2 protein-coding genes are annotated in these 3,430 nt (G+C 32.7%); both read right to left on the reverse strand.

Annotation, left to right across the window (positions count from 1 at the left end; genetic code table 11):
• Positions 1 to 1,847 (reverse strand): hypothetical protein (locus D6734_08875; GenBank protein ID RMF93967.1); only part of this gene is annotated, 1,847 nt, incomplete at its 3' end.
• 71 nt (positions 1,848 to 1,918) lie between these two features.
• Positions 1,919 to 3,415: a hypothetical protein gene (locus D6734_08880; protein ID RMF93968.1), complete on the reverse strand. Its 1,497-nt coding sequence runs from the start codon at positions 3,413 to 3,415 to the stop codon at positions 1,919 to 1,921.
• Between the last annotated feature and the right edge of the window lie 15 nt (positions 3,416 to 3,430).

Raw genomic sequence — 3,430 nt, forward strand, 5'->3', positions numbered from 1 at the left:
AAATAAAGATATCCTGAACTGTAGATTATATTTTTTTCTTTTGAATCTCTATCATCATCCGAAAATGGCAATATTCCTCTTGAGATATTGTCTTCATTGAAACTTATATTGCACAATTTCAAAATAGTAGGCATTATGCTTACAGTGGAAACTCTTTGATTTACTTCTCCTTTGATTTCAAAGTTAGGCAATTTTATTATTAAAGGAACATCAATCAATTCATTATATAAAGTATGACCATGTTCAAAACCCCCATGGTCCCAAAATTCTTCACCATGGTCGCTCAAAAAGACTATGAGTGAATCATTGTAAATATCAAGCTCTTTTAGAGAGGCTAAAAACCTTCCAATATTGTCATTGACATATTTGACTTCTCCTTCATAGAGCCCTTTTATCCACTCTCGACTTTCCTTTGAATTTATAAGATAGCCATAACGGACACTTTTTCCTTCATTGAATACTTTTTTCAGCCCTTCAGGTGTTTCCACTTTGGGAAGATATTCTTCCGGTGGTTCGTATGGCACATGAGGGTCAATATAGTGAAACCAGAGAAAGAAATCTTTATCTTTGTTTTCTTTAATCCAGTTGATAGCCAAGTCGGTAAGTTCTGTTGTATTGGCATTCAAAAGAAAGAGATGAGGAAAAAGGCCTCCAATCAATTGGGTAATATAGGAACTTTGCCCTGTTTTTTTAGGATAAAAATCAGTGTAATTAAATCCTTGAAATATATTATTGGATTTTATTGAAAGAAAGATATTATTGCCTATAGCAGCAGTGTAATATCCATTTTCGGAAAAATATTCAGCAAGGGTTTTGCACTTATCATTGAGCCGCGAATCCTTCTCTGTCATCTGATGAATATGGGGATAAAGGCCTGTCATTATCGAGGCAAAGGATGGAATTGTCCAACAGGAGCTTGATATGGCATTTTTATAAATGATTCCGTCTTCTGCCAACTTGTCGATATTGTCAGTCTTAAATCTTTTGTTTCCATAGCAGGAAAGCATATCTTTTCTCAAAGTGTCTACAGAAAGAAGTATAATGTGTCTTATCTTATGTTTTTTATGAAGATATTGTCCTTCAGGTTCAGTTATTGCTAAGTTGGACATACCTTTAAAAATAAGACCAAAGACGAAAAGAATTAGAAAGGATGAAATAAACTTCAAAATACCAGAACTTTTTTGCGGATGTCTAAATAGCAGTGCAGTTGTTGAAACTATTATGAGATAAAGCATTGTTATGAAAAGGAAGTTTAAAGACCAAAATTCTTTCAGGAATTCAATGCAGATCCAGACGAAGAAAAAAGTTTCAAGCAATAAAAAGGGGATGCTTAAACTTGAAGAAACTATTCTTTCTTTCAATCCGCGCCTGAATGCGGTTAATTTTATAAAAATATAAACTATTAAACTTATTAACAGGGCAAATAGGATTATTAAAAATGTTTCTTTGAAAAAGTGTGAAATGTTCCGTATCAGATTGATCAATATGATTATCATCTTTGTATTGGATTGTAGAATCGATGGAAGAAGGGAGGTTATAGCAAGAAAAAATGAGAGCGACATTGCAAGAGAGAGCAAATTAAGAGGAAAAATCTTTTCAAAAACTGAATATAGGATCAGGAGTAAAATGAAATAAGTTGCGAGAAAAAGGAAGAAAATCAAAATAATCAGGAGAAAAATTGAGAAAAATGATTTTATTCCAGTAGTACCGTAACAGAGGATATTTATTAAAGGGTCAAAAAGGGATGTTAGAAGAGCGCCTGCTATACCACACAGAAAGACAGGGTTGATAACTGATTGATTAACATCGATATTTTTGTTCAGCTTTTTTAAAATTTTGTCCACCATTGCGATATCGATAAAAATAATTTCTTATACTCTACTATAAAAAAAGAGTTCCTGTTAACATTTTTTTTAAATCATTCCATATATCCCAAAGCTTTAAGTTGTTTTTTTGTATCAGCATCAATTTCAGCTGTTGACGGCATTTCTCCAAATTCGATTTTTTTATGAATTATTGATGCTTTCGCGAGATGTTTTTGTATGAGTTTTTCTAATTCCGCTACTTTCTGTGGATATGATGTAGTAAGTGAGAATTTTTCTCTAGGATCATCGATGATATCATATAGTTCTTTAATGCCTGTTTTTTCTGAAATGATTAGTTTGTATCCCCTCCTAATAAGTGATTCTTTTGGTTCATCATAGAGATTGCCAGAACTGAATATTTCAGCGTTGTATTTATCTTCTTCATTGCCGTTCAATGGAAGAGGAGCTTCAATGCAGAGATTTTTCTGATAATTTATATTACACAAATCGAGAATCGTGGAAAAGAGGGAAGATAGGGTTATGGATGATTTTATTCTTTTTGTTATTCTTTCATCGGGAAGTTTTATCATCAGTGGAATGTGAATAAGTTCATTATAGAGCGTATGCCCATGTTCGAATCCATTGTGCTCCCAAAATTCTTCTCCATGATCGCTTGTAAATATTATCAATGTGTCTCTATAAATTTTTAATGCCTTTAAGGTTTCGATTAAATCTCCGATGCAGTCATCAACATATCTGACTTCTGCTTCATAAAGGTACCTGATTCGTCTTCTTTCTTTTTCTGAAATTTTTATTGGTTCTTTTCTTACCTTTACAACATTGTTAAAACTTCGTTTATTTGCATCTAAAAATTCTTTCTCCTTTATATATTTTACAGGCGGACTATAAGGGATGTGAGGGTCTAAGTAGTGTATCCAAAGGAAGAAATCTTTTTTCCTATTCTTTTTCAACCAATCCTTTGAGAGTTCTGTTATTTTTTCACTTGAAGCATCAAGAACAAAATAATTCCAAAAATATTTTTTAAGAATGAATTCTCCTATCGAGTTTTGAAGCGACCTTTTAGGGTAAAAATTATAGTCGACAAATCCTTTACTCATATTGTTTGACTTCATAGCAAGAATCGGATTGCATCCTATTGCGGCAGTCGAATAACCATCATCTTTCATATATTCTGCAAGTGTTGTGAATGATGATGGAAGTTGTGATTTAAGTTTTGTTGTGAGATGCACTGCAGGAGAAACTCCTGTAAACAATGAAGCAAACGATGGAAGTGTCCATGAGGAAGGAGCATAAGCATTGTCAAAAATAACAGAGTCGGCGGCGATAGCATCAATTGAAGGAGTCCTAAATTTTTTGTTCCCATTGCTTGAAATTACATCATATCTTAATGTATCAACTGTTAATAGTATGACTCTCTTTATCTTATGCTCTACTTTTTTTGGGATATTTAAATAGTTCGAATTTTTTTCTTTGGTAATCGCAATGAAGAAAGAAGACCAAAGAGAGGACAAAATTAGGGATGAAATTATCAATGAAACTGAAAAAGTTCTTTTCTCTTTCTTTAATATTAAAAATGGTAGAGGTGCCAAAGGGAGATACGAAAC

The sequence above is a fragment of the Candidatus Schekmanbacteria bacterium genome, from assembly GCA_003695725.1.
Classification (GTDB): domain Bacteria; phylum Schekmanbacteria; class GWA2-38-11; order GWA2-38-11; family J061; genus J061.